A 24,635-nucleotide genomic window follows, 5' to 3' on the forward strand; every position below is an offset into this window, starting at 1 on the left:
TTAGGCAGCCTTCTTTTTAAATAAGTAATGCCCAACGACCCACTCTTGACCTTGGTCAAATCCAAACAGCTCGGCACAGGCCATAAAGAATATGCGCCAGCGCTGCCACCATGCATCTGCATCTTGTGCATAAATTTTTTCAAACAACGGTTTGAGTTCAGTTTCATGCGCATCCATGTTTTCAAGCCATGCATTGGCGGTACGCTCATAATGCTCACCTGACCACTGCCACTGCTGGCTGAGCTCTAAATGATCCTGAAAATGTAAGAATGTCGAGACCGACGGCATCAGACCACCAGTAAAGAAGTATTTCGACATCCAGTCATATTCGTTCTTAATTTCAAATGGGTAATGCAAGAATCGATGACAGAAAATATGACACCATAATAAGCCATCATCTTTCAGCCATGTTTGAATTTTTTCAAATAAACGCTGGTAATTGCGCACATGCTCAAACATTTCGACCGATACCACGCGATCAAACTGCCCTTTTTCAAGTTCAAGTACATTCACATCACAGGTCAGGATTTCAATATTATTGAGTCCACGCTGTTTCGCTTGGGCCAAGATGTGTTGACGTTGTGTGGCCGAATTAGACACGCCCTTGATTGAGGCATTTGGGTAACGCTCTGCCATCCAGAGTGTAAAAGATCCCCAGCCACAGCCCAGCTCTAAAATCTGCTGACCATCCTTAAGCTGAGCGCGTTCACAGTATATCTGTAAAGCAAACTCTTCGGCTTCGTCTAGGGTGGTTTTGGCAGTCGGGAAGTAACATGCGCTGTATTTTAAGCGCTTGCCCAATGCGGCCTGAAAAAATTCGGTCGGTAGTTCGTAGTGCTGCTCATTGGCTTTGTCGGTTTCAATGGCAATTTCACTGTGCTTGAGGGTATTCAGCACATCCATATAACGCTGGGCGGCCTGTTCAGGATCATAACGACCTTCCTGAATCAGACGTTTTTTACTGAGCGCACGAATAGCCGCACGAATGGCCTGATCGGGTACAAGGCCACTCTCGACCAGTTTGAGCGATTGTTGAATGATAAAATCCATATATTGACCTATTGTTTTGGTTTTCTAGGAATAAACATTGAAGTTCGTTGCTGATAGTCACGATAATTTTGACCACGGTTCTTTAACGCTTGTTGCTCACTAAACGGAATACCTGTGATGTAATACAAAAATAACCACATCAGCAGCGGATAAATCCACAGCACGTATACGCCCACTGCCAAGCCTAAAATCGGGTAAGCAAACCAATGCAACCATTCAAAAAAGTAGTTGGGATGCCGAGAGTATCGCCATAAACCCTGATCCATTGTTTTGCCACGATTGGCCTTGTCTTGCTTGAAACGGTAAAGCTGCTGATCTGCGATGCTTTCTCCGGCAAAAGCAACCAGCATGACAAGCGCGGCAACCACCATCGCGGGCAACATAAAGCCTGACCAGGCGGAAGCAGGCTGATTGAGCAACACCCACATTGGAGCGAAAAATAGCAGTACTAAACCTGCCTGAAACAAGAAAAAAAGTAAGAAGCCGACATGCTGGAACTTGCCCATGGCTCTGCGCATATTGGCATAGCGTGTGTCTTCTTCAGTCTCGGCAAGATAACGCCGAAACAAATGCTGAAACAGGCGTAAAAACCATGCACCGCTTAACACACCAATAAATAAACGAATGGCAAGTGGTGCGGTATCAATCAACCAAGCCGAAAGTAAGATATTGATCGCAATACAAAAACTCCATGCGACATCAACAATTCCCACGCGACGATTGAAGGTTGCAACCAGCCAGCATACCAACATGATCGCAACATCTAGAATAACCAGATTCCATAGCATCACTGATCTCCTTCATTTCCAGATCGATCTCAATATGGACTGGCTTCAAATAGCATATGCACATCGCTAATGACGCCTTCTCTGAAGCCCCCTTCGCAGTAACAGAGGTAAAAATCCCACATACGAATGAAGCTTTCATCGAAACCAAGTGCCAGTACGTCTGCTTTAGCTGCTAAAAAGCGTGCTCGCCAATGATGAATGGTTTGGGCATAGCTTAAACCAATATCATCGAGCTGTTTCAGACGCAGTTTTTGGGTTGATGCTGCCAAAGTCATGACGCTGATAGACGGAATAAAACTACCCGGGAAGATATACCGCTTAATGAAATCGACTGTATTAATGGCTTTTTCATAGCGTGCATCTTCAATGGTAATTGCTTGAATCAGGGCCAGACCATGCGGTTTAAGAAGATTGCGGCACTGGTTAAAATAAGTTGGCAGGTACTGCTCTCCCACCGCTTCAATCATTTCAATTGAAACCAGTTTGTCGAATTTGCCTTCAAGAAGACGATAATCCTTAAGCTGCACATCAACTCGATGGCTTAAACCAGCCGCCTCAACGCGTGCTACTGCTTCATCATATTGCGCTTGTGAAATGGTGATCGTGGTGACTTTACAGCCATAATTTTGAGCGGCGTAAATTGCAAAGCCCCCCCAACCGCTTCCAATTTCGACCAGATGATCGAGCGGTTTAAGCTGGAGTTTTTGGCAAATCTGCTCTTTTTTCAAATCAGATGCCGCTTCAAGCGTCATGTGCTCATCGGTAAATACCGCACTTGAGTACATCATCGAGTCATCGAGAAATAGCTTAAAGAAGTCGTTGCTTAGATCATAATGCTCGGCAATATTTTTACGACTACCCGTGATTGAATTTTGTCGTGATTTGTACCAGAGTTTTAATAAGCTTTGGCTTGCTTGTGCCACCACGTTTTGATTGATTTTATCGAGTACATGTCGGTTACGCGATAAAATCTGAATGAGCTCGACCAAGTGGTCGGTGGTCCAGTCACCGCGAATATAACCTTCGGCGGCACCAAGTACGCCATTTTTGAATATCAGTTCAATCAGTGCCGGATTATGCACCTCAATGGTGGCATGAAGATCTGAGGGCTCACCCACAGTTCCGTTCCAAACACCGCGAAAAGTAATCTGACCGTGCTGTATTTTAAGAAGCCCTCTTAAAATCAGCGGTAATGTATCTTGTTCACCGTAAAGAAATGTCTTAATCATGGGTTATATATCCTTATTCTTTTTTGGGTGACGATAAAATGGAACTTTCTTGCGCCACAACTGGAAGGCTTGTAAATAAATCGAAGCTAACATTTTAAAAGGCTCCACACTATAACGAAGAGCATATCGATATTGCTGTGAAGGAAACGTGATGGGGTCTAAGGTGAAATTCATCGTGGCATCGAAGATCAGTTGTTGCTGTTCATAAAGCTGCATATGAATCACATTTTGTATATTTGAATGGCTGAATTTCCACTGATATGCTAGTGCCATAGGCATAAACGGCGACACGTGAAATGCCTTATCAAACTTAAACTGATAGCTCTTAAAATGCTGAATCTGTGCGTCTTGCTCGCGGCAATCATGCACGTAAACTTTACGCTCATTCCAAGGCGTATTGGTAATTTCACTCAAAATAAATTGAAGCTGTTGATCACGATTAAAAACGTAATAAAACACCACCGAATTAAACCGAAATCCGAAATAACGGGGTAAAGCCAATACCCGAATTTCCCAGTCGGCCCGAGCAACGAAATTGGCATGTTCCAAAATTGCTTTTTTGACTCGTTCTCGAATACTACCGCTATACATCGTCAAGAAGTCATTAGGCTTTATGCTCAAAATATTCCAGCGTCGTACCGACCATAATTTACATGTTTGAGCGTCGTGTTCAATTTGATCTGGATTGAACCACAGATAGGTCAGCTCAGATTCAAAAGCATGTGATTTTGGTGAATAACGGCGGTGGCGAATTTTTGCAGGCGCACGTGCAAGTGGGGTCCAGAGCATCTGTAACTCCTTGTGCGATTAAGCATCAACCTGAATTTGATCGACAACACGTTGAGCACTTCGGGCACCATCTTCATGAAAGCCCCAGCCCCAGTAGGCACCACAAAAAGACGTTCGATTGACCCCGCTAATTTCTGACCAGCGTAACTGTGCATCAATCGCAGGTCGATCAAATACCGGATGACGGTAGTGCCGTGTCACGAAAATCTGTTTCGGGTTAATCGGCATGTTCGGATTGAGTGTAGAAAAAATCTGAGATGAACATGACAAATTTTGTAGACTGTTCATCCAGTAAGTAAAACCATAGTGCACTTTGGCACCTGATTCTTTTGAATGATCAGGCGTCACGTGGACATGCCAACTGGCCCACTGACTGCGCGATTTCGGCATAATCGAAAGGTCTCGATGCACCACCATGGTATTGTCTTGATAACTAAAACTACCCAGAATATCTTGCTCGAGCGGCGTTGCGTCATGCAGCAACGGCAAACAGTCATCTGCATGCGCCGCAAAGATGACCCAGTCAAAATTCAAGACCTGATCATCTGTATGAATTTCGACATGATCGTCAAAACGCTTTACCTGCTGGACAGCCGTATGCTGCCAAGCAATATTGCTGCACTGCGCTTGAATGGCTCGAATATACGTTGCAGAGCCACCCTTCACTGTTTTCCATTGTGGACGGTCTTTAAGCTGTAGCATTCGATGATGCTGAAAAAAACTGACCACGAATTTATACGGAATCTCACCGACTTGCTCAACCGGACTCGACCAAAGCGCACCGCACATCGGATATAAATGCTCTTCACGAAATGCGTCTGAATAACCATGCTGATCGAGATATGCCTCAATCGTCATTTCAGAATCGACTTCATCTATGTTTAACGCCTTGTTGGCTTCATAAAAACGAAGTAAATCCGAGATCATGCTTCTAAAACGAGAATTTGCAAAATTCTGTGGCCGGGTAAATAACGACCATTTTTTAGAAGGATTGTATTGTAAACCACTCACCAGATTGTTTACTGAAAAGCTCATGTCACTGTCTTGAGCGCTTACGCCGAGTTCGTTCAGCATCGCACAAAACAATGGATAATTGTGGGCATTAAAAACGATAAATCCACTATCAACTGCCACATGGCGGCCATCGACAAACAAATCATGAGTATCGGTATGACCGCCAAAATACGCATTTTTTTCGAAGATCGTGACGTCGTGATGTTTTGAAAGCTTCCATGCGGCGTACATGCCGGAAATACCAGACCCAATAATGGCGATTTTCATCGAACTTCTTCACTCTCAATTTTTTCTATATTTAGTTGTTTAAATTCACGAGACGAGACATGTTGACGCGCTGCATAAACACGCTCTGGGACGTCTTTAATGCCCCACACCAGCCCCATCCAAGACATGATTTTAAGCAGGTAATAGGTAATATCTATTTGCCACCAAAAGAAGCCTTGGCGTGTACTTCCTGCATAATAGTGATGATTGTTATGCCAACCTTCACCTAGAGTAATCAAGGACAAGAACAAATTATTGCGGCTTTCATCGTCTGTATTAAAATCACGTGAACCATAGCGGTGTGCCATGGAGTTGATACACAAGGTCGCATGCGTGAGCAGTACTGTTGAAATCACAAAGCCCCAGACCAAGAGCTGTAGGCCATTGGTACCAAGTTGAGGCGCATAGACTGCCAGTGCTTCACCCAATGCATAGATACCAATCGCAGTAAACACCACCACAGGTAAACTAAAACGATCTAGCCAGATGAGTTCTGGAAACTTGAGCCAATCTTTAATGATGTTTTTACGCGTACCAAAATTTTCTTCGTTTAAAAACCAGCCCACATGGCTATACCAAAAGCCTTTGGTCGATGAATGTGGATCTTGGTCGGTGTCGGTGAAACGATGATGATAACGATGGTGCGCCGCCCACCAAAGAGGCCCGCGCTGTGCACTCATGGTCCCAATTAAAGCAAACAGAAATTGAACCGGACGCGAGGTTTGAAAGGTTTTATGCGACAAATAACGGTGGAAGAATGCCGTAATGGCGAACATACGAATAAAATAGAAAAACACCATAAACAAGATGGCAAACCATGACACACCGACCCAGAAAGCCGCCAGACATGCCACATGCAAAACAATAAACGGAATAATTCTAAGCCATTGAGTTTGATGACGTTGACTTAAATTAGACGTGATTGTTTCTTGTGCGTTGTCTGTCGTCGACCAGCTATCGATCCATCGTAGAAAAAATTTAGACATTGATTCTTCCTGATCTGCAGCATTTCTCTCTATGGTGTCATTGTAGGAGATGCGATATGAAGTTTATGTGAAGCATTTCTCTTAAGAGTCGAACCGAGTCAGTGACTCGGCTTGACCTATGCATGACTCATTATTTTTGTGGAGTTTTGACCAACTTGGTTACATCATAGCCATAATCGCGCGCGGTTTGTAAATAAGATTGGTAGGTAGTTGTATCTAATTGTGGGTTACGTGACAAAATCCATAAGTATTTGTGTGATGGGCCACCGACTAAAACCGTTTGATAATCCGGATCAATCCGAAGTACCCAATAGTCGCCTTTGGTAAAAGGAATCCAGCGTAGACCTTTTGGTAAGAAACTTACTTTAAGTTTGCTGTTACCTGCATTTTGAGGATATGCAACACCTTCCGAACGAATCATCTCGCCAGATTGGGTGCGACAGCTATTAATGACTGCAACAGTCCTATCTGCATTGAGTGCATAGGTTGCAGAAGTATCACTGGCACATTTGCGCTGGAAATAGACTGGCAAATGCGCGATCTCATACCATTTTCCGGTATATTTATTGATATCGATCTGCTCTACGGCTTTCGGTGCTTGCGTTTCAGCGTGCGCTGCAATGGCGCCAAAAATGCTAGAACATACAACAGTTGAAATGGCTAATGTTTTACTCAAAGATTTCATGAAATTCACCTTATGTTTTTTCTATATTTTTAAAATACTGTATGTGTATGTGAATAAAGCGTGAAATGTACAACATCACTTATGTTTGTGGCATCACATTTTCATCATTTATGAGGTATTGTAACTAGCTTAAAGCATTTTAAACAACTGATAAATCTAAATTTTAAGATTTTAAAGATAAATCACCAAACAAACACTTCTGCTCGAGCTAATGAAAAAACAACTTCGCCAAAATATCCACATTTGTACTACACTCACAAAGAGATACTCAAGTTTTGGGTATTTGGATAAATCATAAGGACATATGCATACATTATGGATATTGATGATGAGCTAACGCTGAAAAAGATTCAGATTTTTTTAGCGTTTATGCGCTGTGGAAATTTAACAAAAACTGCAATTGAAATGCAAATTAGCAATGTCAGTGTGCATAAGGCATTACACTCTTTGGAAAGTGCGCTACGTTGTCCTTTGTTTAAACATGAAGGCCGAAGCCTAATTCCTCTCAAAAGTGCTTATGTCTTGCAAGAAAATGCACAAAAACTAGTCCAAGACATGATCACGACTGTGAATAAAACCCGTGAAGCGGCTGGCTTTGCAGCAAAGGTTTTGCATCTCGGTTCGTTATATTCGCTCACCGTAAATACGATTCCAAATGTGATTAGTCGTCTGAAGCTGCGTCGAGGCGAACTCGATATTCAATTGCTCTTAAGTTCGAATCTAGATTTGGTTAAAAAGCTGAAATCGACTGAACTCGATGCAATTATCGTGGCCTTGAACGCCACCACAGACGATCCAGATTTTGAAAGTTTACCGATGTTTGAGGATAAAATTTTCTTAGCCGTCAATAAAAACTCAGCGCTTGCCAATACGCATGAAGTGGATTTGGCTAGCTTAAAAGATGAAACCTTTTTAACTTTGTCAAAAGGATTTGCTACACGCAGTGATAGCGATGAAGTTTTCGAAAATGCAGGAATTGACCCTAAAGTGTTTTTGGAAGTGAGCGATATTTTTACTCTGATTAGTATGGTCAGTACCGGCGTTGGACTCGCCCTTTTACCTGGTCGAATCTCGACGATTCACGAAAGCTCAGTGAAACTCATTCCATTAAAAGGTGCAAAACAGATTAAACAAGAAATTGGTTTGGTTTTTTTAAAAAGTAAGGAGCGTGATCCAAATCTTCTGGCTTTAATTGCAGAATGTCGCATGTTTGCAAAACAATACTTACATTCATAAATTGTCGGCAACTGGTCAATAAAAACCACTTGCCGAAGTTTCTTTTTAAGTGCATCAACCAAAAATTGCATTGACTGTCAGGAAAAAAACTGACGGACCGAGTAAGCATCCGAGTCCTGTATAAAAGGTTGCGACCAATGCGCCATATGGAACCAATCTGACATCTGTACCTGCTAAACCTGCTGCTGTACCACTGGTTGTTCCGGCCAAGCCACCAAATACCATTGCTGAACGTGGGCTTTTCAAATACATGAATTTTGCCAGTAACGGTGTCCCCACCATAAAAAACACCGATTTAATTAAGCCAATCGCAATTGAAAGCGCAATCACATCAGAGCTTGCCCCTATTGCAGTGCCCGTAATTGGCCCGACAATATAAGTCATCGCACCCGCACCGATCGTGGTCATTGAAACAGGATCTTTATAACCTAAACACCATGCCACAATTACACCAATTGCAAAAGGTACAACGCATCCAAGCATAAGTGCGATTAAACCGATCTTGCCGGCTTTTTTGACTTCTTTTACATCTACTTCAAACGCAGTTGAAGCAATAGCAAGATCACGAATCATGGCACCACCCAATAGTGCAAATCCTGAAAAAATTGCAATATCAGAAATACCTTTGGTGCCATGTGTATACACGCCAGCAAAATATGCGACCACCAACCCTAAAGTAATTGCAATCGCTGAACTTTGTAATTTACCTTTGGTCAGATATTTAGATAAAAGATGTGAGACAAACATCATCAAACCTGTGATCGCCAAGGCGGTTACTAGCGCATTCTTGGTGAGTACTGCAATTAATGTATCCATGTTGAAGCTCCTTTTCTTTATTCAGTTCTTTTTATGCTGTTTTTTCGACTCTTTCGATTGTCCATTCATATGTTTCATAGTCGCCACTAATACGATTGAGATAGCGAATCACCAATACGGTTCCGACCAATGAAGCCACTGAAACAATAATCCCGAGCACACCGCCTGATAGTGCAGCCACCACATTTTGTCCCGCGGACATCGCCACAACAATCGGAATATACATACCAGACCAGTACAACACACCAAACTGTGTCACTTGAGGTAAATAGCCTTTTTTTGCCAACAATTCTTTCGTCAGAATAAGCAAAATCATTGAAATGGCTACACCACCGACATTGGCTTTTACTCCAAGTAACATTCCAAGCGCATTCCCCAGATAATCGCCGAGTAAGTGACAAATCGCTAAAATCGCTGTTCCATAAATAATCATTTTTAACGTCCTCTATCCATTGAGTTTCTTCATTTTTTGATAACTTCAAATACATCCTTGCTGGATGTGCATCGCCGTCATCAGACTTTCCAACTGTGTATTCTGAAAGGACAACACGGTTCCTTCTTTGAACGTTTTTTTTGCCAAGCCAGTTAAGACATTTCCTGGCAATGCTTCAATGTGCAATCGGGCGCCTCGCTCCCATGCAGCGCGCACGGTATTGTCCCAACGAATCATCCGGCACATATTAAACACGATATCGTCTACGATCTGCCGATCCGTAGGCAATACTCTGGCGCTTGTACCACTTAAATATTTAATGCTGGGTTGTTGTGTACGAATCCCCTCCATCATCGTCGCCAGTTGCTGTGCCTGTTGTGTAAGTAATTCACAATGCGATGGCACACTGATTTCGACTTTTTTACATACAGCGCCATTTTGCTGAGCAAGTGAACCCACTGCTTGCATGGCGTTTATTTCACCCGAAATTACAATTTGGGTTTCGGTGTTAATATTGGCAATATAAACTTCAGCGTGTGTTGATTTTACGGCGTTTACCCACATCTCGACACGCGCTTGATCTGCACCCAAAATGGCCGTCATACCATATCCAGAAGGATATGCTTCCTGCATGAGTTGTCCGCGCTTCGCAACCAGTTTTAATCCATCTTCAAATGTTATCACCTTGGCAGTCGTGGCTGCGGCCCAAGCTCCAATTGAAAGTCCAGCAACAAATTGAGGCTGGCCCGCATGCTCTTGTAAAAGTGCCGCACTCACCACGCCGGCAATATATAAACAAATTTGTACGGCATAGGTCGATTTCAGTGCATCTGGCTGATCAAGCAACAGCACCTCTTGATCTAAAACATCAGAAGCTTGCTGAATATAATGTTGCACAAGATGATGCTGAGGCAGGTCGTGCAACATATTCGGATGCTGCGCGCCTTGTCCCGGAAATACCCAAATTGTGCTCATATCGATTCTTCCTTACTGCCAAGGGTTCTTAGTCAATACCGCAGCATTCGATTGCTTGAGCAGTACTTTGCCAGTCGCCCTTGCCCATTCCTTTAAGGCAACGCCACCCCGCGGTGTTTGTAATTGCACATCTATTTTCAAAGCCAATTGATCTAACTGCTCTAACAACCATGTTGCTTGTTTCTTACACATCGCTTCAGGTGTACGGATAATCAGATCAATATCACTTTGCGGCGTAACGGTTTTCAATCCGGTTGCCAGCTCAAAACCGACGCTCCCGGTATATCCCCAAGCCCAACCTGATTGGTGCATCAGGATATTTATTTGCTCAAGCCGATCTTTTAAATGTGGAAATAGATTTAAATCAACATGTGCCAATTGTTCCGGTTGCACACATTTTGTAATTGCATTGTAATGCAAATGTGTGGCAAAACGCTCCCCGCGTGATCTTCCTCGAATTCCAACGGGAATCATCTGATTGATCATCACATCACGTCGAACCACTACAGGATGGCCATGTGATACAGCCGCAATCACCCATTGAGGTACATCATCACCCAGCATTTGCGGTGTCATACCCCAGAGTAAATCATGTGGCTGTATCGAATTCATCATGACCACTGCGCCTTTATTAACTCACGAACACGCAATGAGGCTTGACGATTTTGAGCTTGCAAGCGATGCGATAAATCACAGCACCCTTGCTGCTGAATATCCTCAAAAGCTACTGCGATTGACTGAGTCACAGACGCTAAGTCATGTTGGGTTGGATCTTCAGCCGATTCCACCTCAATTAGACCCGATAATAATCCTAAAGAAGCATAGCTTTCGATGTCGTAAGCCATGGGTGGAATACGCTGAGCCAGATGCTCAAGTTCTTCAACCGTACGCAAGGTCACGCGCGCAGCAGATTCTTTGCCCATAGCATGTACCATAACGCCAGAATCTTTGAGTGCTAGTATCCGATTGGCCTGATAACCATGCGCCAAAAAAGCTCCAGACATTGATTTACCTACCAAAAGGCTTACTAATGCATGTCCTGCAAGGCGAGCACGTGCATAGCTGTCTACGGCTGCGGCCAAGGCCTGATGAATTCCTAAACTTTCTTCGCGTCTGCCATATGCCTGACTCGGTACATCCACCAAACAAAGAATGCCACGCTTTTTAGATGCATCTTGATCTTGTTCGATTAACTGATTTACTGCATGGGCAAGCCCCCAACCTTCAAGTAGTCCCACCTCCCCATTACGCGCGCGTGGAAAACGATTTTGAGTGTCCGCCGTTATGCAAAATACCCGAACGATCTGGTTATTGATTTTACCTTCGGCAATCTGCAACGATTCAATTCCGCTTTCGATTCGCTCAAAATTCTGGGTCAGTCGATCGAACCATACTTTCCCTCGAGTAGCCTGTTTGATTGCATTAACATCCATATTCATGCTTTTTCTCCCTGATACAATGCCTGTACTTCTGCCGGACTGATCTGCTGCGTGGTATCTAGGTGCTGAAGCTTTTCTAAGTAGTGTTCTGCTTGCATGCAACGCGGTCGTTGTGGTGATCCTTGCTGAATAAATTCGATGATCTGTGCCTTAATTTGCTCGCGGTTGTCATCGATATAGGCATCGATCAGGCCAGTTTTAAAGCGCTGTTCACCCCCACAGATACTCCAAATAAACGGACGATCTTTGGCGTTATACTCTTTTAAACCCGCTTCTTGCTCAATGACTTGCGGACCATTTAGTCCCAGGCGTCCTTCTTGTGTCATGATCAGGTAACTGCATAAACCTGCAGCAATTGACATACCACCAAAGCAACCAACACTTCCGGCAATCACCCCGATGACAGGTTGATACTGACGTAACGCAACGATTGCAGCCTGAATTTCTGCAATTGCTGCCAATCCAAGATTGGCTTCTTGTAACCGAACCCCCCCCGTTTCGAGCAATAAAATCGCGACGGTAGGAATGTGATTGCGGTTGTCTTCGACGGCAAGCTCTAAAGCGCCTGCAATTTTAGCGCCTCCAACTTCACCAAGACTTCCTCCCTGAAACACACCTTCAATTGAAATGACCACCGCTGGCCGACCTTCAAGCGTCCCCTTGATCACTACAACGCCGTCATCGGCTTGCGGCACGATATTTTGTTTGATTAACCACGGCGACATGACACGTGCAAAAGGATCGAGCAGTTCTTTTTGAGATGTTGCATCGAGTAGGCTTTTGGCACGCTGGCGAGCATCAAGCTCAATGAAACTCTGTTTTTTTAGTAAATAATCGATATCAGCCATGTTGCACCTCTTCAAAAGCCTGCTCGAGTCTTAAACGGACAACCCCCGGTGTGGCACCAAAGTCATGGATTTCGATGTTGACTGCACATTGCTTCGACTCTGAAAAAATACGTTTAAATAAATTTTTCCAGCGCTGCTCACTACCATCGACTGAGGTGATCACCTGAATGGTGGTGACATTCGACGAACTCGGTTCCATCAAAATTTCAAGATCTCCCGATCCGACACACCCCACCAATGCGGATTTCGCTGCCGCCTCGCTGGCTGAAAATTCAAAATTTAATATTTCCATGCTTGTAATCCTTGCGTTTCATTCCAGTTGATCTGCTCGACTTGATCGAGAAACAACAGCGAAGCCAGTAAATCTGCGGCACCTCCTGCCGATGCGCGAATCATCATCAGCGCTTGTTCATAATCAAGCAGCGCACGGTATCCTTGTTGGCTCGAACAGCCACCTAATGCCAAAATATTTAGCGCGCCGGTTTGGACACAACTCAAACCATCCAGTCCTGCGCGATGAATTACACAGGTGTCGTCTAAGTGTGCCATCATGGCCAGTAAGGCATTAATCCGGGCTTTGTTTTCTTCAATGTGATGTGCCCGACTACGATGCAGCTCGGTCAATCCGTAGGTGGTGAGCACAGGAAATGCCTGTTGTGCCTGATGTTTTGCACCTTGAATGCCAAATTTTTTCTGGATCTTCTGACCATGACTCAACACAGCCTGAGCTGGCACAAAACGATCTGTTAAGCACGCAATCTGTGCTGCAATCTGGCAAAGATGCTCTACATCATGCGCATGCTGCTGCGACAGCTCCAATGCGGCTGCGGTGACCATGAGGCCCATCGACCAGATCGCACCACGGTGCGTATTTACACCGTTTGTTATCTTGAGCATATGCTGCTCGCCATCGCGTCCAAGCTGCCCTATCTCTTCGCGCAGTGCTTGTGAAACGTGACCATGCGCTTGGGCTACTTCTGCCATGGCTTTAAACATCGGGTAAAGGCTATTTGCAGACCGCTCCATCAATTGAAGTGTCAAATCGTGATGAGCGCCACTACCGCGACGATCCACCAATGCCGGCTTAGGTGTCAGATTGACTTCATCGATTAGTGCTTGTACTGCTAGATTTGCAATTTGCTCTGCCCGTGTAAGTGCGGGTTTTGTATTTAATATGGCATTCATTACCAGCTCCTAAATTTCGCTGGGGGCTGATACAAACCATCTGACCAAGTCACCAAATCTGCAATATTCTTCGCGGCCAGCAATTCACGTGTCGCATCGGTACGCTTGATTCCTAGATCTTCTGGAAAAACGACCAGTCCTTCTGCACGAAGTTGCTGGGTCTTTTTGGGATCTTGCTGTAAGCCAATTTCGGTCACGCCAGCAACTGCTGCAATCATGGCACGACGCTCTTCCTGACTACGTGCCTTATATAAGTAGGCGATGCCTTCCTCGGTTAATAAATGCGTGACGTCATCACCATAAATCATGACAGGAGCCAGCGGCATACCGGCTTTTTTGGCCACCTCGACAGCATCAAGTGTGTTTACAAATGTAGGTTTTCCACCTTCTTGATAGGTCTCGACCATTTGAACCACCAGCTTTTTACCTCGCGCAAGGTAGGTATCGGTATCCGAATGAACTTGCTGGCGCATATCCAGCCATGCTGGTGTATCATGACGACGACCTCGCGGATCATGACCCATGTTGGGTGCACCACCAAAACCTGCTAAACGACCTTTGGTTACGGTCGATGAATGGCCATCACCATCCACTTGTAAGGTTGCCCCGATAAATAGATCAACCGCATACTGCCCTGCCAGTTGGCACATCATCCGGTTAGAGCGTAGTGAGCCATCTCGACCGGTAAAAAATACGTCTGGACGTGCAGCTACATATTTTTCCATTCCCAATTCGGTACCGAAACAGTGCACACTTTCAACCCAACCAGTTTCAATGGCTGGAATAAGAGTTGGATGTGGGTTCAATGTCCAGTTTCGGCAAATCTTACCTTTGAGGCCCAAAGACTCGCCATAGGTAGGTAAAATCAGTTCAATCGCAGCCGTATTAAATCCAATACCGTGATTCAATGACTGAACCTGATGCTTTTCATAAATTCCGCGGATGGCCATCATCGCCATCAGTACATGTACGGGTTTGATATGTTTGGGATCACGGGTAAATAGCGGTTCAATATAAAAAGGCTGATCAGCCACCACCACAAAATCTACCCAAGAGGCCGGAATATCCACGCGCGGTAAATCTTGTACATCATCGACCAGTTCATTGACCTGTACAATCACAATTCCATCACTAAATGCAGCAGGTTCAATTAATGCAGGTGAATCTTCGGTACTCGGTCCGGTATAAATATTGCCTTGACGATCCGCCATAAAGCCTGCCGACAGCACCACATTGGGAATTAGATCGACCAATAAACGCGAATAAAGCTCGATGTAGGTGTGAATGGCGCCGATCTCGAGTAGACCATCTTCAAGTAACTGGCTAATACGAAGGCTTTGTGTACCTGCAAAAGAAAAATCGAGCTTTCGTGCTATGCCTTTTTCAAATAAATCCAGATGCTCTGGACGTCCCACACTTGGCATGATCATGTGTAAATCATGCAACACTTGTGGACTGGCTTGTGCAAGTGAACGAGATAAAAAATCGGCCTGTTTTTGATTATTGCCTTCAAGCACCACTCGGTCGCCCGGTGTGATCAAGGTTTCAAGTACCTTAATGATATCTTGGGTTGGAATCACGACACCGTCAGTATATTGCTGTGCCATTTCCAGTTTGAGCTGTTTACTGTGACGACGCTTTGTCCATAGGCGTTCTTTATGCTGAACAGAACCTTCCATGTAATTTTCCTTAATGGTCATGTCTTGATCTGTTCTTATAAAATGCTTTTTTTGCGCTTGAATCAATCAAGCAAAATGCAAATTCATTAACCTAAAGTTAATGTTTTTAGCTCTTTTTTGAGTCTTTAGAATGTAATCGAGTAATCAAGTCAATGCTCATCATATGCCAGATTATTCAAGCTTGATTGAATTACGAAAGGACGATCAACTTGACTGGCAGCTTCATTTACACTATCAATGGATTGATGGAACAGGAATAAACGTCAAATAATCGATTGATGTGAACTTATTATTCTGTTGATCTTTACAATAACAGTTCAAACAAATGTTGCATGATATGGTTGAGTAAGAAAGATATACAAGGGAAAAATGTCTCATGAAAATGATTAATGCCGATTTTTCCAAAAAGGTCATTATTAAACCAGATGATTACGCATGGCTTCCATCGCCAAATGGTGAAGTCGAACGTATGATGCTTGATCGAATTGGTGATGAAAAAGCACGTGCGACGAGTTTAGTTAAGTATGCGCCAAAAACGCTATTTCCAGAACATTCGCATCCATTGGGTGAAGAGCTATTTATCCTATCTGGCACATTTACCGAAAATGGAGAACAGCATTATCCAAAGGGTTGGTATATCCGTAACCCACATAATTCAAAGCATATTCCTTCTAGCAACGAAGGTGCGTTGATTTTTGTCAAACTGATGCAAATGGGCGAAAACGAAACCGAAAAACTGGTGATCGATACCAACAACCCCGACAATTGGATCGTCGTTGAAGGTCGCACGATTTGTCCACTTTTCAGTTCCTTGACAGAAAATACGTATTTAGAAAAACTTTCTGCACAAGATGTACTCCAGCAACAATCTATCAGCGGTCTAGAAATTTTGGTGATTCAAGGTGAATTGCTGAATGATGATGATCATTATCCGGAAGGAACTTGGATTCGATTTCCAGCCGACGCAACACATACACTTATCGCTTCAGACGTAGGTGCTGAGCTTTATATTAAATCTGGACACCTATAAAAAAACCTCGATTAATCAATTGGGAGAAATTAACCGAGGCAAACGAGAAATATTTAAAGCCCTAAATCTGATAATCCCGGATGATCATCTGGTCGGCGACCGAGCGGCCAGTGGAATTTACGTTCGCTCGCTTGAATTGGCATATCATTGATACAAGCAAAACGACGATGCATCAGACCGTTTTCCTCAAATTCCCAATTTTCATTACCATACGAACGAAACCAATTGCCAGAATCGTCGTGCCATTCATACGCATAGCGAACCGCAATACGGTTGTCGGTAAATGCCCATAGTTCTTTGATCAAACGATATTCAAGTTCCTTTTTCCATTTACGAGAAAGAAATGCTTTTGCCTCTTCTCGGTTTGTCGCAAACTCTGCACGATTACGCCATTTAGTGTCTAGGGTATATGCCAGTGATACTTTATCGGCATCTCGACTATTCCAACCATCTTCTGCAAGCCGCACTTTTTCAATTGCCGTTTCGCGTGTGAAAGGCGGCAGTGGTGGTCGATTCTGTTCTTGGGACACGGGAGATCCTCCAGAAAATTTAGATAAAAAATAATCCACTGTTTTAAGCTTTAGACCGATTGACTGGCCTGATTTAACAATAATTGCGCGACATCTTTTGCGCTATCGGCAGAACTCGTATCACCCATCACATGCGAGGTGGTAATTGCTCCTTCGATCAAGATAAGCAACTGCTTGGCCAAGACCATGGGTTGCTCAACATTCATTTGGCTAGTGAGCTCAAAGATATAATCCAGAAGTTTCTGCTTATGCAGTTTTGCAATACGCCGCACAGGGTCTTCCGGATCACCAGTTTCTCCAGCAGTATTAATAAATGCACAACCACGGAAACCCTCAGACTGAAACCAGTTTTTGAGTGTGCTAAACATATTTAAAATACGCTCAGCGGGAGTTTCCCCTTTGTCACATTCGGTTCGAAACCAATACATCCAGCGTTCACCACGCGCATTTAAGGCTGCCGCAGCTACGTTATCTTTGGTCGCGAAATAACGATAAATACTTTTTCTTGCCACGCCTGAGGTTTTAACCAAAAGGTCCATACCCGTGGCATGAATACCCTTTTGATAAATCAGCTGCTCGGCAGTTTTCAGGATCTTCTCCCGGGTATTGGTGTTTTTTGTGTTCATAAAATGATGGTAGAACAATCGTTCTATCGGAGCAAGTTTTTTCTTTCAAATAAATTTAAAAATCAAAAAAATTTAATCAAGATTTTGAAATTTGTATGATTTATATCTGTAAGTATCTCTAATTGAAACCGCTGAGTTAGATGGTGAGTTGTTTTTGTATAAAGTTTCAATCCCGTAAATGAAACTCCACTGAAACATACATCATATTGCGCTATGGTAAAATTTTGGCTATACCAAGCTATAAAATGTCTTTATTTCGCATATTGTTAGCTTAAATTATTGTCAGTTTTAGATGACTATTATTTCCCAAATACAGGAGATCTCATGAGTAACGTGATTGATTTGTTGAATGATCATAAGAGTGAACGTAGTTTTACAGATGAGGCAATTGATGATGCAACTCTAGAACGGATCATTAGCACGGCTTATCGTGCACCAACATCAGTCAACTCACAGCAAGTTTCCATTGTGGTGATTCGCGATGAAGCAAGACGTGCTGAAATCTCCAAGATTGCAGGTGGGCAACCCTGGATTGCCCAAGCACCCGTGTTTCTGGTTTTTGTGCTAGATATGTATAAGAGTCATGTCGGATTGGAATTAATCGGAGATCAGCAAATTGCACATGAAAGTGTGGAAAGTGTTGTCGCTGGCGCGACTGATGTGGGAATTGCATTAGGCTCTGTGATGGCTGCTGCACGCTCGGAAGGCCTTGGAATTGTACCTATTGGTGGGATTCGTCGTGATTCCGATGCCATGATCAAGCTGTTAAAGCTACCCAAATATACCTATCCTGTCGCGGGTGTAGTGATTGGTCATGTAGATGTTCCGTCACATCACAAACCACGTCTTCCATTAGAAACCTTCCGTCATGACGAAACCTATAAGACAGATGGTTTAGAAGAAAAAATCTCGAAGTACAACCAAGAAATAGTCGAGCATTGGAAAGATACTGGTCGTACCGATGGTGATACATGGAGCGCTAGTGTAAGTGGTTATTACAAGCACATTTATTTTCCCGATGTACTCCCTAACTTGATCAAGCAAGGATTTGGATTTAACAAATAAGCGAACCCGACTAAATTGCCAGCATGATGTGATATGACATGCTGGCGTTTACACAATTGAATTCATTCACCCCAAAAGCTTAAAAGTAAAAATAGAATCGAAATCTTTTCTCAATAAAAAAAGGCATAGGTTTATAGCACTCTTATGTTTTTGGTCTTTATTTCACCATTCATTCCGGTATTCCTTTTTGTTAATTCTTCTCAATTTGTTAAGATGCTGACTGTAGATTTGCTAAAATTTGGCCAGTAAACAAGATATCAAGATAAATCTTATGCGCGTGGCTCAAAGGTTTTATCTGTATTTGGCTTTAACCTAATGATGGCATCCCTCAACCGATTTAAAAACCTGAAATAAAAGGCTTTACACAATTGAAATTAGACAGTTCAACACCTGACCTCTCCACACTAACACCGATGATGCAACAATACTTTAAGGTGAAGGTGGAACATCAACATGCGCTGTTGTTTTATCGCATGGGTGACTTTTATGAACTCTTTTTTGAAGATGCGCGTAAAGCTGCAAAATTACTCGGCATTACCCTGACCCATCGTGGAAAAAGCAACGGCGAACCGATTCCAATGGCGGGTGTGCCCTACCATGCTGCTGAAGGCTACTTGGCGCGGTTGGTTAAAGCTGGCCAAACGGTGGCAATCTGCGAACAAGTTGGTGAAGTCACAGGTAAAGGCCCGGTTGAACGAAAAGTAGTTCGTATCATCACACCAGGAACCATTACCGACGACGCATTGCTCGGCAGTTATCAATCTTCAAATCTGGTCTCGGTTTGCATTCATCAAAATAAGATCGGTTTGGCGCTTCTGGACTTAAGTGCAGGGATTTTTAAGGTACAAGAACACGCGTTTCAAGCTGAACAACTGGCCATTGAGCTTGCTCGCTTGATGCCAAGTGAAATTGTAGTTGATGAGGATTTGGTCGATCAAAACATCCTTGAACAAATTAAAAAGCAAATTGAATGCCCAATCACCAAACGTCCAAATGTTGATTTCAATTTAAATAACGCCGAAAAAACCCTGTGCGATCAACTCGCTGTTGGCACGCTCGCTGGATTTGGACTCGATCATTTACCACTTGCAAAAGCATCAGCAGCAGCGCTGATTCATTATGCTAAAGAAACACAAAAAACGGCGTTGCCTCATATTCGTTCGATCCAGCTCGAACAAAGCACCGACTTTATTGCGCTAGATCCCATTACTCGCCGTAACCTAGAAATTGTCGATCCGTTGTTTGAACACGGGACATCACTTTTTCAGCTTATCAATGACTGTCAAACCGCAATGGGCGGACGTCTACTCAGCCGCACGCTCATGCAACCCATTCGTGATACTGCTATTCTTGATGCACGGCTCGACGCCATTCAACATCTGCTTCATGGCTATCATGAAACACCGCTTCGACTGGTGCTTAAAGAAATCGGAGACATTGAACGCGTCCTTAGCCGTGTCGCGCTAGGCAGTGCCCGCCCTCGCGATTTGGTACAGTTACGCCAAGCCTGTGGTCAAATTCCTTTTCTACGACATGCTTTACAACCAGTTTTTCAACAACAAAAATCGGCATTGTTGCATGATCTTGACCAACAGTTAGGTGATTTCAAAGCACTGCATCAATTACTTAATGCCGCGATTGTAGAAAATCCGCCAGTCTTGTTGCGTGATGGAAATGTCATTGCAGAAGGTTACGACGCAGAACTTGATGAATTACGTCAAATTCGAGATCATGCTGGACAATTCCTGATTGATCTTGAAATTAAAGAACGTGACTTGAGCGGTATACCTACTCTTAAAATTGGCTACAATCGCGTGAGTGGTTACTACATTGAATTGACACGAGCGCAAGCAGAGCAAGCGCCAAGTCATTATATCCGTCGTCAGACTTTAAAAAATGCAGAGCGCTACATCACGCCTGAGCTAAAAAGTTTTGAAGATAAAGTGCTATCGAGTGAATCGCGTGCGCTGGCACGAGAAAAACTTTTATTCGAACAACTCCTAGAAACACTGCGTCAAAACATTGCCAATTTACAGATGATGAGTGCCGCAATTGCGCAAATCGATGTGTTAAGCAACTTTGCCCATCAGGCACGTTTACTGAATTGGAACCGCCCAAGTTTTGGGCCAGAAACCGGCATTAAAATTACGGCTGGTCGCCATCCGGTGGTGGAAGCACTCAATAAGAGTCCATACACCCCTAACGATACCTTTTTAGATACGCAGCATCGCATGGCGATTATTACTGGCCCCAATATGGGCGGTAAATCCACATTTATGCGTCAGACAGCGTTGATTAGTTTACTGGCTTACTGTGGTAGTTTCGTGCCAGCACAGACTGCAAAACTTGGCCCAATTGATCGTATTTTTACCCGAATTGGTTCAGCCGATGACTTATCGACAGGTAAATCTACTTTTATGGTCGAAATGACCGAAACCTCGCAAATTTTGCATCATGCCACCCATCAATCTTTGGTACTCATGGATGAAGTTGGGCGTGGTACCAGTACCTATGATGGCTTATCCTTGGCTTGGGCATGTGTGCTCGATCTAACCAAACGCATTAAATGTTTATGTTTATTTGCAACGCATTACTTTGAACTCACCGAGCTAGGCCATGAACATGGTATTGATAACTATCATGTAACAGCAAAGGAAATTAATGGAAATCTCATTTTACTGCATAAGGTTCAGCACGGCCCAGCGAGTCAAAGTCATGGTCTACAAGTTGCAAAACTGGCGGGTATTCCTGCAAGTGTAATTAAAGAAGCACAAAAGCGCCTTAAAATTTTAGAAAAACAGCAGCTTGATCACGCACAAACAGCGGTTCAAACTGATTTATTTGCTGCGGTTGAACATACTGTAGCCGATGAACAGATGATCGAGGTTAAAAAACCATCTCCTGTGCTCGAACATCTTCAGCAGCTCGATGTGGATAGCTTAACACCTCGACAGGCTTTAGAAGCTCTCTATCATTTGAAAGAACAGTTAGATCACTCATCGTTATAATGTGAGCCAATCAGGGTGTCTGCTATGGATGCCCTTTTTTATCTCTGCTTGTAAAATGAGCCTATACAAATGTTAAAAAACGTGAGTGTATAAGCTCACAACCATACAAGTACGTCATAATCTGTTATAGTTATTTTGGCAATCAATTATAAAAGCGGCAACAATTCTAAAAATCATTAAGGTGAGACTATGCCAGCAATTCAGCTACTATACGTGAGCAAAACCAATAGTGAACATCATCAAATCAAAAATGACCTGATGGAAATTTTAACTGAGGCTGTTCAATACAATTCACGCAATGGTATTACGGGTGTGCTGTATTATGGTAATGGTTATTTTGTGCAGTGCCTCGAAGGCGAAGAAAAGACGGTACACGATATTTTCTATACCAAAATTATCAAAGATCCACGTCATCAAAACTGTGAAATTTTAGCGTCGAAATATATCGATCATTCACTATTTCAACGCTGGAGCATGAAATTTGCGCCGATTAATAAAAAAATGAAGGCCTTTTTTGAACAGCACCATATTGATGAGTTTAATCCTTACCTTTTAACGCATCACACCACAGAACCTTTCATTCAGTTATTATCTGAAGAACTTCATCAGGATATCCTGCATTATCCACAGCAAGGCTATTCAGATTGAGTTGACCAGAGGCAACGCTAAACCGGAGCTAAAAAATAAATCAGAACAAACAACTGACCGACAAAGCTTGATTAAGAATCGATATCATTTAAATACTTGTTTTTACAGGTATAAATAGGAGTACAACTAATAAAAATTGTGCAACAAAACAAGCAATAAAAGATTATAAATCAGTTATTTAAATCCATTTCATGGATTTAAATAACAAATATCAATAAAAGGAATTGTTCGATTGCTAGTTTTTTGCCTAAAATAGGCAAGTTTTAACGAAAACCATATTTTAGGTAGCTGTCGCCATGACCTTTGTTGTCACTGAAAACTGTATTAAATGTAAATATCAAGATTGCGTAGAAGTCTGCCCAGTTGACTGTTTCTATGAAGGTCCAAACTTTCTTGTCATCAATCCAGATGAGTGTATCGACTGTGCGCTTTGCGAGCCAGAATGTCCTGCAAACGCTATTTTCTCTGAAGATGAATTACCTGAAGGTCAGGAAGTCTTTATTGAACTTAATGCAGAATTAGCACAAAAATGGCCAAACATTACCCAAATTGGTGATCAGCCTGCAGATCGCGAAGAATGGAATGGCAAAGCAGATAAGCTTCAATATCTAGAGAAGTAATCAATTAAGGATCAGCACTGTCTGATCCTTTTTTATACCTCAAATCAACATTTGATTGCAAAAATTTCATAATTCTAAGACCATTTTAGATTAAAATAACGACTTTAAAATAAGTTGTTGATTTTGTTATGTCTAAGGTTTTGAAAGGTTTGTTTGCATTCAGCCTGATTCCGGTCATGATGGTTGGTTGTACCACAACCTCTCAAAAAAAAGCGACAATTCATGACATTCCTCGTGGTCACCGTATACACATTCCTCAAGAAACAATTTCAATTGAACGCCCTGTACGTCCTAAAATAACCCCAAGTTCATACTTATACTGGCTCGAAAACCCGACAAATCGTGCGCAAGTTCAAGATTATCAGGCGTTTTTAACTCGCAACGATGTTGCCAATATTGTGCCAAATTACGAATTACTCCGTACAGCACGTGACTGGCAAAAATGCGGTCGCTCAGAATATGCCGTACCTAATCGTGAATTATGGAATAACGCCCTTCCTACACTTCGGGTCTTGAAATATCTGGTGGCTGCCAAAATTTTGACAGACTTTGAAGTCACTTCGGTTTACCGCGATTTGCCACTCAATCAGTGTGCAGGTGGCGCAAATTCCTCTCGCCATTTATTCAATTCAGCGATTGATTTTAGAATTGGGCCGGAAATCCCTCAGCCGCAAGATTATGCTTTTATCGAAAATACCAAATTTAAACTCTGTCAATTTTGGTCACAACACGGGCAAAGCTTGAATATGGGGCTAGGCTTGTACAGTACTGGACAAATTCATATCGATACGCAAGGCTATCGTACATGGGGGCCTGACCACAGCAGAAACAGTTCGATGTGTAATTTTTAATTGATTGATACGAGTGGCACCCAATAGAGATCGATTTGATCTCTTTTTTTATTTTATTTTTTGATTTCCTTGCCAAATCTCATAGAATTGTCAGGTTTTTAAATACACTTCCCTCTCTTAGGACTAAAGGTATACTTGCAATGCAACAGCAGTGGAACGACATTGATCACTATATTGAATCAAAATTAATTCCAGAAGATGCAAATCTTAAATTTGCCCTGAACAATACCTCAGCTCAGGGTTTTCCAGATCACTTGGCTGTTGCTCCCAATCAAGGCATGTTATTGCAAATGCTCATTCAGATGAATAAATGCAAACGCGTTTTGGAACTTGGCACATTTGCAGCGTATAGTACTTTATGGTTGGCACGGGTGCTTCCAGAAGACGGTTATCTCATGACTATTGAAGGGCGAGATAATCACGCTGCGCTGGCACAGCAAAATATTGATCAGGCGAATCTAGCCGTACCAATTGAGTTAAAGGTGGGCCGTGCAGCAGAAATTTTAGCGGCAATAGACGCCAGCACTTTCGAACCTTTCGATTTTATTTTTATAGATGCAGATAAACAAAGTTATCCTGAATATTTAGAGTTAAGCCTTAACTTGTCGCATTCGGGCACGGTGATTGTTTTAGACAATGTGATTCGCGCTGGCGCACTTATCGATGCTGAAAACCAGCGTCCAAGTATCGAAGGTATCCGCTCTACTTTTGAACTCATGCAGAATCATCCGCGACTTTTGTCGTCTACAGCGCTTCAAACTGTGGGTTCGAAAGGACATGATGGTTTTGCAATCGCGATTGTCAAATAGCGATCAAAAAACAGACTTGAATATTTTTT

Annotated in this window: 26 protein-coding genes; 8 read left to right on the forward strand and 18 right to left on the reverse strand. The window is 43.0% G+C overall.

From position 1 onward, the window contains the following. The 7 genes from QLG00_RS07910 to QLG00_RS07940 all read right to left on the reverse strand — a co-directional run bounded on the left by QLG00_RS07910 (position 1) and on the right by QLG00_RS07940 (position 6,808). The gene (locus tag QLG00_RS07910; protein WP_004937999.1) at positions 1 to 1,050 is read right to left on the reverse strand and encodes a cyclopropane-fatty-acyl-phospholipid synthase family protein; all 1,050 of its coding nucleotides are present in this window, start codon (positions 1,048 to 1,050) and stop codon (positions 1 to 3) included. An 8-nt stretch (positions 1,051 to 1,058) separates the two neighbouring features. Further along, positions 1,059 to 1,838 carry a DUF1295 domain-containing protein gene (locus QLG00_RS07915; protein WP_282470767.1) on the reverse strand — a complete coding sequence of 260 codons (780 nt, stop codon included), beginning with the start codon at positions 1,836 to 1,838 and terminating at the stop codon, positions 1,059 to 1,061. A 29-nt stretch (positions 1,839 to 1,867) separates the two neighbouring features. Continuing rightward, complete coding sequence (locus QLG00_RS07920) at positions 1,868 to 3,067, reverse strand: cyclopropane-fatty-acyl-phospholipid synthase family protein (RefSeq protein ID WP_025094690.1); 1,200 nt, start codon at positions 3,065 to 3,067, stop codon at positions 1,868 to 1,870. A gap of 3 nt (positions 3,068 to 3,070) precedes the next feature. Beyond that, positions 3,071 to 3,856 (reverse strand): DUF1365 domain-containing protein, encoded by a 786-nt coding sequence (locus QLG00_RS07925; RefSeq protein ID WP_004938008.1) that lies wholly within the window; start codon positions 3,854 to 3,856, stop codon positions 3,071 to 3,073. Positions 3,857 to 3,874: 18 nt separating this feature from the next. Next, positions 3,875 to 5,137, reverse strand: coding sequence for an NAD(P)-binding protein (locus QLG00_RS07930; RefSeq protein WP_282470768.1), 1,263 nt, complete (start codon positions 5,135 to 5,137; stop codon positions 3,875 to 3,877). Beyond that, complete coding sequence (locus QLG00_RS07935; RefSeq protein WP_004947717.1) at positions 5,134 to 6,123, reverse strand: acyl-CoA desaturase; 990 nt, start codon at positions 6,121 to 6,123, stop codon at positions 5,134 to 5,136. Before QLG00_RS07935 ends, QLG00_RS07930 begins: the two co-directional genes overlap by 4 nt. Positions 6,124 to 6,253: 130 nt before the next feature. Continuing rightward, the gene (locus QLG00_RS07940; protein WP_119689835.1) at positions 6,254 to 6,808 is read right to left on the reverse strand and encodes a lipocalin family protein; all 555 of its coding nucleotides are present in this window, start codon (positions 6,806 to 6,808) and stop codon (positions 6,254 to 6,256) included. Between the two features lie 315 nt (positions 6,809 to 7,123). Between QLG00_RS07940 and QLG00_RS07945 the strand changes: the two genes are divergently transcribed. Then, the gene (locus tag QLG00_RS07945; protein ID WP_282470769.1) at positions 7,124 to 8,044 is read left to right on the forward strand and encodes a LysR family transcriptional regulator; all 921 of its coding nucleotides are present in this window, start codon (positions 7,124 to 7,126) and stop codon (positions 8,042 to 8,044) included. A gap of 54 nt (positions 8,045 to 8,098) precedes the next feature. On the opposite strand, the gene madM is transcribed toward QLG00_RS07945, so the two are convergent. The 9 genes from madM to mdcA are packed head-to-tail and all read right to left on the reverse strand — an operon-like array spanning position 8,099 to position 15,419. Continuing rightward, complete coding sequence (gene madM / locus QLG00_RS07950; protein ID WP_004938028.1) at positions 8,099 to 8,860, reverse strand: malonate transporter subunit MadM; 762 nt, start codon at positions 8,858 to 8,860, stop codon at positions 8,099 to 8,101. Positions 8,861 to 8,891: 31 nt separating this feature from the next. Further along, positions 8,892 to 9,293 (reverse strand): malonate transporter subunit MadL, encoded by a 402-nt coding sequence (gene madL, locus QLG00_RS07955; protein ID WP_282470770.1) that lies wholly within the window; start codon positions 9,291 to 9,293, stop codon positions 8,892 to 8,894. A 45-nt stretch (positions 9,294 to 9,338) separates the two neighbouring features. After that, positions 9,339 to 10,268 (reverse strand): malonate decarboxylase subunit epsilon, encoded by a 930-nt coding sequence (mdcH, locus tag QLG00_RS07960; protein ID WP_282470771.1) that lies wholly within the window; start codon positions 10,266 to 10,268, stop codon positions 9,339 to 9,341. Between the two features lie 12 nt (positions 10,269 to 10,280). Then, complete coding sequence (locus tag QLG00_RS07965; protein ID WP_282470772.1) at positions 10,281 to 10,883, reverse strand: malonate decarboxylase holo-ACP synthase; 603 nt, start codon at positions 10,881 to 10,883, stop codon at positions 10,281 to 10,283. Continuing rightward, positions 10,880 to 11,707 carry a biotin-independent malonate decarboxylase subunit gamma gene (mdcE, locus tag QLG00_RS07970; protein WP_282470773.1) on the reverse strand — a complete coding sequence of 276 codons (828 nt, stop codon included), beginning with the start codon at positions 11,705 to 11,707 and terminating at the stop codon, positions 10,880 to 10,882. The genes QLG00_RS07965 and mdcE overlap by 4 nt, the downstream gene beginning before the upstream one ends. After that, positions 11,704 to 12,555 (reverse strand): biotin-independent malonate decarboxylase subunit beta, encoded by an 852-nt coding sequence (locus tag QLG00_RS07975; protein WP_282470774.1) that lies wholly within the window; start codon positions 12,553 to 12,555, stop codon positions 11,704 to 11,706. The genes mdcE and QLG00_RS07975 overlap by 4 nt, the downstream gene beginning before the upstream one ends. Continuing rightward, positions 12,548 to 12,847, reverse strand: a complete 300-nt coding sequence (locus QLG00_RS07980) for a malonate decarboxylase subunit delta (RefSeq protein WP_282470775.1) — start codon at positions 12,845 to 12,847, stop codon at positions 12,548 to 12,550. The genes QLG00_RS07975 and QLG00_RS07980 overlap by 8 nt, the downstream gene beginning before the upstream one ends. Beyond that, the gene (locus tag QLG00_RS07985) at positions 12,835 to 13,740 is read right to left on the reverse strand and encodes a triphosphoribosyl-dephospho-CoA synthase (protein WP_119026034.1); all 906 of its coding nucleotides are present in this window, start codon (positions 13,738 to 13,740) and stop codon (positions 12,835 to 12,837) included. The genes QLG00_RS07980 and QLG00_RS07985 overlap by 13 nt, the downstream gene beginning before the upstream one ends. Beyond that, a complete protein-coding gene (gene mdcA / locus QLG00_RS07990) occupies positions 13,740 to 15,419 on the reverse strand; it encodes a malonate decarboxylase subunit alpha (RefSeq protein ID WP_282470776.1) in 1,680 nt (559 codons plus the stop codon). The genes QLG00_RS07985 and mdcA overlap by 1 nt, the downstream gene beginning before the upstream one ends. A 376-nt stretch (positions 15,420 to 15,795) precedes the next feature. On the opposite strand from mdcA, the gene QLG00_RS07995 reads away from it, so the two are divergent. Further along, positions 15,796 to 16,449, forward strand: coding sequence for a cupin domain-containing protein (locus QLG00_RS07995; RefSeq protein ID WP_282470777.1), 654 nt, complete (start codon positions 15,796 to 15,798; stop codon positions 16,447 to 16,449). Positions 16,450 to 16,502: 53 nt separating this feature from the next. On the opposite strand, the gene QLG00_RS08000 is transcribed toward QLG00_RS07995, so the two are convergent. Both QLG00_RS08000 and QLG00_RS08005 read right to left on the reverse strand, forming a co-directional pair. Continuing rightward, positions 16,503 to 16,979 carry a nuclear transport factor 2 family protein gene (locus QLG00_RS08000; protein WP_055415007.1) on the reverse strand — a complete coding sequence of 159 codons (477 nt, stop codon included), beginning with the start codon at positions 16,977 to 16,979 and terminating at the stop codon, positions 16,503 to 16,505. A 50-nt stretch (positions 16,980 to 17,029) separates the two neighbouring features. Beyond that, a complete protein-coding gene (locus QLG00_RS08005; protein WP_282470778.1) occupies positions 17,030 to 17,605 on the reverse strand; it encodes a TetR family transcriptional regulator in 576 nt (191 codons plus the stop codon). Positions 17,606 to 17,929: 324 nt separating this feature from the next. Here QLG00_RS08005 and QLG00_RS08010 point away from each other — a divergent pair, with 324 nt between their 5' ends. From QLG00_RS08010 to QLG00_RS08035, 6 genes are all read left to right on the forward strand, one after another. Continuing rightward, entirely contained in the window at positions 17,930 to 18,670 is a 741-nt protein-coding gene (locus tag QLG00_RS08010) for an NADPH-dependent oxidoreductase (RefSeq protein ID WP_004938058.1), read from the forward strand. A gap of 413 nt (positions 18,671 to 19,083) precedes the next feature. After that, positions 19,084 to 21,678, forward strand: a complete 2,595-nt coding sequence (mutS, locus tag QLG00_RS08015) for a DNA mismatch repair protein MutS (RefSeq protein WP_282470798.1) — start codon at positions 19,084 to 19,086, stop codon at positions 21,676 to 21,678. Positions 21,679 to 21,867: 189 nt separating this feature from the next. After that, positions 21,868 to 22,326 (forward strand): BLUF domain-containing protein, encoded by a 459-nt coding sequence (locus QLG00_RS08020; protein ID WP_025094706.1) that lies wholly within the window; start codon positions 21,868 to 21,870, stop codon positions 22,324 to 22,326. Between the two features lie 296 nt (positions 22,327 to 22,622). Beyond that, entirely contained in the window at positions 22,623 to 22,946 is a 324-nt protein-coding gene (gene fdxA / locus QLG00_RS08025) for a ferredoxin FdxA (RefSeq protein ID WP_004938070.1), read from the forward strand. A gap of 128 nt (positions 22,947 to 23,074) precedes the next feature. After that, positions 23,075 to 23,797, forward strand: a complete 723-nt coding sequence (locus QLG00_RS08030) for a D-Ala-D-Ala carboxypeptidase family metallohydrolase (RefSeq protein WP_025094707.1) — start codon at positions 23,075 to 23,077, stop codon at positions 23,795 to 23,797. A 140-nt stretch (positions 23,798 to 23,937) separates the two neighbouring features. Then, positions 23,938 to 24,606 (forward strand): O-methyltransferase, encoded by a 669-nt coding sequence (locus tag QLG00_RS08035; RefSeq protein ID WP_055415011.1) that lies wholly within the window; start codon positions 23,938 to 23,940, stop codon positions 24,604 to 24,606. The last annotated feature ends 29 nt before the right edge of the window (positions 24,607 to 24,635 follow it).

Source organism: Acinetobacter sp. V89_7, from assembly GCF_029967895.1.
GTDB lineage: Bacteria > Pseudomonadota > Gammaproteobacteria > Pseudomonadales > Moraxellaceae > Acinetobacter > Acinetobacter soli.

Coding starts and splice junctions, on each gene's coding strand:
- QLG00_RS07910 (WP_004937999.1), bottom strand. CDS start 1,050: ATGGATTTTATCATTCAACAATCGCTCAAACTGGTCGAGAGTGGCCTT.
- QLG00_RS07915 (WP_282470767.1), bottom strand. CDS start 1,838: ATGCTATGGAATCTGGTTATTCTAGATGTTGCGATCATGTTGGTATGC.
- QLG00_RS07920 (WP_025094690.1), bottom strand. CDS start 3,067: ATGATTAAGACATTTCTTTACGGTGAACAAGATACATTACCGCTGATT.
- QLG00_RS07925 (WP_004938008.1), bottom strand. CDS start 3,856: ATGCTCTGGACCCCACTTGCACGTGCGCCTGCAAAAATTCGCCACCGC.
- QLG00_RS07930 (WP_282470768.1), bottom strand. CDS start 5,137: ATGAAAATCGCCATTATTGGGTCTGGTATTTCCGGCATGTACGCCGCA.
- QLG00_RS07935 (WP_004947717.1), bottom strand. CDS start 6,123: ATGTCTAAATTTTTTCTACGATGGATCGATAGCTGGTCGACGACAGAC.
- QLG00_RS07940 (WP_119689835.1), bottom strand. CDS start 6,808: ATGAAATCTTTGAGTAAAACATTAGCCATTTCAACTGTTGTATGTTCT.
- QLG00_RS07945 (WP_282470769.1), top strand. CDS start 7,124: ATGGATATTGATGATGAGCTAACGCTGAAAAAGATTCAGATTTTTTTA.
- madM (WP_004938028.1), bottom strand. CDS start 8,860: ATGGATACATTAATTGCAGTACTCACCAAGAATGCGCTAGTAACCGCC.
- madL (WP_282470770.1), bottom strand. CDS start 9,293: ATGATTATTTATGGAACAGCGATTTTAGCGATTTGTCACTTACTCGGC.
- mdcH (WP_282470771.1), bottom strand. CDS start 10,268: ATGAGCACAATTTGGGTATTTCCGGGACAAGGCGCGCAGCATCCGAAT.
- QLG00_RS07965 (WP_282470772.1), bottom strand. CDS start 10,883: ATGATGAATTCGATACAGCCACATGATTTACTCTGGGGTATGACACCG.
- mdcE (WP_282470773.1), bottom strand. CDS start 11,707: ATGAATATGGATGTTAATGCAATCAAACAGGCTACTCGAGGGAAAGTA.
- QLG00_RS07975 (WP_282470774.1), bottom strand. CDS start 12,555: ATGGCTGATATCGATTATTTACTAAAAAAACAGAGTTTCATTGAGCTT.
- QLG00_RS07980 (WP_282470775.1), bottom strand. CDS start 12,847: ATGGAAATATTAAATTTTGAATTTTCAGCCAGCGAGGCGGCAGCGAAA.
- QLG00_RS07985 (WP_119026034.1), bottom strand. CDS start 13,740: ATGAATGCCATATTAAATACAAAACCCGCACTTACACGGGCAGAGCAA.
- mdcA (WP_282470776.1), bottom strand. CDS start 15,419: ATGGAAGGTTCTGTTCAGCATAAAGAACGCCTATGGACAAAGCGTCGT.
- QLG00_RS07995 (WP_282470777.1), top strand. CDS start 15,796: ATGAAAATGATTAATGCCGATTTTTCCAAAAAGGTCATTATTAAACCA.
- QLG00_RS08005 (WP_282470778.1), bottom strand. CDS start 17,605: ATGAACACAAAAAACACCAATACCCGGGAGAAGATCCTGAAAACTGCC.
- QLG00_RS08010 (WP_004938058.1), top strand. CDS start 17,930: ATGAGTAACGTGATTGATTTGTTGAATGATCATAAGAGTGAACGTAGT.
- mutS (WP_282470798.1), top strand. CDS start 19,084: ATGATGCAACAATACTTTAAGGTGAAGGTGGAACATCAACATGCGCTG.
- QLG00_RS08020 (WP_025094706.1), top strand. CDS start 21,868: ATGCCAGCAATTCAGCTACTATACGTGAGCAAAACCAATAGTGAACAT.
- fdxA (WP_004938070.1), top strand. CDS start 22,623: ATGACCTTTGTTGTCACTGAAAACTGTATTAAATGTAAATATCAAGAT.
- QLG00_RS08030 (WP_025094707.1), top strand. CDS start 23,075: ATGTCTAAGGTTTTGAAAGGTTTGTTTGCATTCAGCCTGATTCCGGTC.
- QLG00_RS08035 (WP_055415011.1), top strand. CDS start 23,938: ATGCAACAGCAGTGGAACGACATTGATCACTATATTGAATCAAAATTA.